The sequence below is a fragment of the Candidatus Zixiibacteriota bacterium genome (assembly GCA_040753495.1).
GTDB lineage: Bacteria > Zixibacteria > MSB-5A5 > GN15 > PGXB01 > DYGG01.
Genome location: JBFMEF010000168.1, coordinates 1 through 4223 on the forward strand (window position 1 = coordinate 1; position 4223 = coordinate 4223).

Annotated in this window: 4 protein-coding genes; all 4 read left to right on the forward strand. The window is 51.1% G+C overall.

What is annotated here, in order from left to right; genetic code table 11:
* The first annotated feature begins 676 nt into the window (after positions 1-676).
* Positions 677-2407 carry an ATPase, T2SS/T4P/T4SS family gene (locus tag AB1690_10850; GenBank protein ID MEW6015810.1) on the forward strand — a complete coding sequence of 577 codons (1731 nt, stop codon included), beginning with the start codon at positions 677-679 and terminating at the stop codon, positions 2405-2407.
* Entirely contained in the window at positions 2400-3614 is a 1215-nt protein-coding gene (locus AB1690_10855; GenBank protein MEW6015811.1) for a type II secretion system F family protein, read from the forward strand. The genes AB1690_10850 and AB1690_10855 overlap by 8 nt, the downstream gene beginning before the upstream one ends.
* A gap of 82 nt (positions 3615-3696) precedes the next feature.
* Positions 3697-4128: a prepilin-type N-terminal cleavage/methylation domain-containing protein gene (locus tag AB1690_10860; protein ID MEW6015812.1), complete on the forward strand. Its 432-nt coding sequence runs from the start codon at positions 3697-3699 to the stop codon at positions 4126-4128.
* Between the two features lie 34 nt (positions 4129-4162).
* Positions 4163-4223 (forward strand): prepilin-type N-terminal cleavage/methylation domain-containing protein (locus AB1690_10865; protein ID MEW6015813.1); only part of this gene is annotated, 61 nt, incomplete at its 3' end.

Sequence of the window (4223 nt, forward strand, 5' to 3'; positions counted from 1 at the left end):
CGGTCAGGTCATTCTGACCTGCCCATACCCCCCGTTTTTGTGGTCATTTTGACTTTCCGCCTCGAGTGGTTCCCCTAATCACATTGTATCACAATATCTTATGAAAATCGATGCGGGATGTTACTTGGCATTAGATTTGTATGCTAATTTCACCGGAACGGTATTGCAAGGTTACCCGCTTAGGAAAGCATAGACAACTTCGGAATGAGAAGGTTTTAAGGAAAAGACGAATTTCTTTGAGATGGTGAGAATATTTGTGTTGATGGAGCACTTTCGGTGAGACGACAAGGAAGTCCTCTGTCGCCTGAATACGCAGAATCCTGCAGAAGCACTCTGGATGAGACAGCGATGGTCACGCGGGGGAAGGAGTACCTTGAGGACGGCAGAGAGTCACGATGCGCTTGGAATCAGATAACTGGGAGGAGATGAAATTAGAGCAAGATAGCTAATTAATCCCTGAAATTATAGAAATCAGTCCCTGCGAGGGGGGAGTAAGTCTAACTCAAACAGGCCTATATGCTTGCTTGGGGCTGAATACCCGGTGGTGTCTGTGCTCGCACTACCGGGTTATTTTTTGTCCAAAATATCGAGATTTGGGCTGTCAGACTGGCTTCCCGCCCTTAATTAATCCCCTTATATACCGATTATTATAATGATATATAAGAGATTAACTCCCATGTTACGAAAAAGAATCGGCGACATTCTCCTTGAAAAGGGGCTGATTACGTCAGCGCAGCTGACGGAGGCTCTCAAGGAACAGGAAAAAACCGGCCGGAAAATCGGTCAGTTGCTGGTCGAGAAGGGGATAATCACTGAAGAGCAGCTGATTGAAGCGGTTTCGGAACGGTTGCAGATACCCAAAATATCGCTGGCGTCGCTGGTAATCGACCCGATGGTGGTCGGGATGGTGCCGGTAGAAATGGCCCGTCGTTATGCGCTGATGCCGATTTTCAAAATCGGCAAGATAATGACGGTCGCCATGGCCGAGCCGCTCAATATTATCGCCATCGATGAATTAAAATATATCACCAAGTGCGATATCAAGCGGGTAATTGCGTCCCATTCGGAAATCAACGCCGCTATTGACCAGTACTATTCGGTCGCCGATTCGATGAGCGGCGTGATTGGTTCCTATCCGGGAGCCAAGGTTGATGAGAAAACGGCGCAACTTTCGGAGTCGGTCTCGGAATCAGAGCGGGAGGCGCCGGTTGTCAAACTGGTTAACCTGATAATTACACAGGCGGTAAAGGACAAAGCCTCAGATATCCATATCGAGCCGGACGAAAGCCAGCTGCGAATCAGGTACCGTATTAACGGCGTTATGCGGGAAGAAGCCTCTCCCCCCAAATCATTGCAGGCCGAAATCATCTCCCGCATCAAAGTTGCCGCCAATATGGATGTCTCCGAGAAACGCCTTCCGCAGGATGGCCGTCTGATGATGAAAGTTGACGGCAGCAATATCGACCTGAGAATATCCACCCTTCCCACCATACATGGCGAGAAGGTGGTGATTAGAATTCTTGACCGACGGATTCTGAATATCGGAATGGAGCAGCTTGGCTTCTCCCCTAATCTTCTGGAAGCCTGGAAGCGGGTGATTCGGAAGAAAGAAGGCCTTGTTCTCCTGACAGGACCGACCTCGAGCGGCAAGACTACCACCCTTTATGCGGCGCTTCAGGAAGTCAATTCGATTGAAAAGAACATTATTACTATTGAAGACCCGGTAGAATACTCAATACCGCTGGTGAATCAGGTTCAGACTAATGAGCGCGCCGGACTGACATTTGCCTCAATTCTGCGCTATATCCTTCGTCAAAATCCGGATATCATCATGATTGGAGAGATACGGGACGTAGAAACGGCCAGCATGGCGATTCGCTCGGCTTTGACCGGGCATCTGGTGCTTTCCACCCTCCATACCAATGATGCCCCCAGCAGTATCAATCGTCTGATTGATATGGGAATAGAGAACTACCTGGTGGCGTCATCCCTCAAGGGGATTCTAGCGCAACGGCTTTTGCGGACCAATTGCCCTCATTGCGCCGAAGAATACAAGCCCCAGGATGTCCATATCCGCTTCTCCCATCTGGACACCGCCACCACCCGAATTCGATTCATGAAGGGGTCAGGCTGCACCCGTTGCCGCATGACCGGCTATATGGGGCAGATCGGGATTTACGAACTGGTGGAAGTTGACGACACCATCTCGGAAATGATAATCAGCGGCGCCTCGGAAATTCAGATTCGCAATTACGCCGGCACGCGAAGTTACAAGCCGCTGTTCCAGGCGGGGCTGGAGAAAGTAGCCGAAGGAAAAGTCTGCCTGGAAGAGCTGCTGCGAGTGACATCGATGGGAGAGCAATCCCGTCCGGCGGCATCGCTGGAGAAAATACTGATAAATGCCTGAGACCTTCTCATATTCGGCGCGAACCGCTGAGGGGGAGAAACGAAGCGGGACGATTCAGGCTGAAGCCCCCGAGAGAGTCGCCGCTATCCTGGAAGAGATGCGGCTGATACCGATTGAAATCAAACCGCAAAAGCAGGAAGTTCGCCCGGCCCTCTTTGGGTTTCTGAAGAGCCGTCAATATGAAGACCTGATTCTATTCACCCGGAATCTTTCGACCCTGTACAAAGCCGGTATTCCGCTTCTGCGGGCGCTCGATACAATTAAAATCGGTCCGGCAAACGGCTATTTCAATCGGACCATCGAGCGAATCCGATCGGACGTTCAGTCGGGACGTTCCCTTTCGGACGCAATGGGGGAGCATCCGGAGCTTTTCAATAAGATCTACATTGCTTCGATAGCGGCTGGAGAAGCTTCCGGCAAACTGGATGAAATCCTTGACTCGCTCGGATATATGCTGGAGCGCGACCTGGATTTGAACCGTCAGATTAAATCGGCCCTCCGCTACCCGATAATTGTGGTCTGCGCCATCGTTCTGGCATTTGCCGTCCTGATTACCTTTGTCATCCCCCGCTTCATCGATTTCTATTCTTCAATGGGAGCGCAGCTTCCGGCGCCAACCCGCATAATCATCTGGGTGCATCATATCGTCACCACATACTGGGTGGCGGTAATTGCCCTTCTTATTACGGCCGGCTTGACGCTGAGAAAAATCTACGCTACTCCTTCCGGAAAACTCTATTTTGACACCTGGTTTCTGTCGTTGCCGGTCTTCGGCGACCTGATTGTCAAAGGAAATATCGCCCGTTTTTCCTATATGTTTCATCTCCTGCTCAAAAGCGGACTTCCTATGGTGAAATCGCTGGAACTGCTGTCGGAGACGGTCAAGAATGCCCGACTGACCGAAGAGATAAAAGTCCTTTCCAGTTCTTTCAAGGAAGGGCGGGAACTGGACGGGATAAAATCACGGCTGCAGTACTTTCCGGAAATGGGGCTTCAGATGATACGCATCGGACTGGAAAGCGGCTCAATTGACAGCATGCTCTCCGAAGTCGCCCTGCATTATAACAAAGAGGTGGATTACAAATCGCGACACCTGGCGTCATTACTGGAGCCTATTCTGACCGTCGTCTTAGGATTTTTTGTGCTGATAGTGGCTTTGGCGATCTTTTTGCCAATGTGGAACTTAGCCCAGATTTTCCGGGGCTGAGACGCTCAAGAGAAATCGACATTTTTCCGATAATAATCGAAGAACCTATAATATCTAAACTTTTAATCAAAGGAGCGGAGATATGCCGTTCAAAAGACTTAGTAACGGGCAGGGTTTTACCCTCATTGAGCTGGTGATCATAATTGTCATACTCGGAATTCTTGCCGCGGTGGCGATTCCGAAGTACAAAGATATCAGTTCCGAGGCGCGCGAGTCCGCGACGCGGGCGGCGCTGGGAGGCCTTCGCTCCGGCATAACCATCTGGTATGCCAATCAGGCGGTGACAACCGGAACCGCAGCCTGGCCCCCGATTGATAGTCTGCGGGCTCCCGGGTCAGTGATGGAGCAGTCCATTCCGAAGAATCCGTACCAGTCCGATGCCAACGCCCCCGACAGTATTGTCACCGGCGTGACCAAAGGGACCACGGTCGGCGCTCGCGGCGGCTGGGCATATAACCCGACTACCGGCGAAATCTGGCCCAACACCTCGGTCAGCGGCGAGAACAACTGGTAGAAAAGGTATGACGGATGGCTTGATTGCAGAATGGATGCGGCGCTCCGGCGGCTTTACTCTGGTGGAGCTGGTAATCGTTATTGTTGTGCTCGGTA

Coding starts and splice junctions, on each gene's coding strand:
- AB1690_10860 (MEW6015812.1), top strand. CDS start 3,697: ATGCCGTTCAAAAGACTTAGTAACGGGCAGGGTTTTACCCTCATTGAG.
- AB1690_10855 (MEW6015811.1), top strand. CDS start 2,400: ATGCCTGAGACCTTCTCATATTCGGCGCGAACCGCTGAGGGGGAGAAA.
- AB1690_10850 (MEW6015810.1), top strand. CDS start 677: ATGTTACGAAAAAGAATCGGCGACATTCTCCTTGAAAAGGGGCTGATT.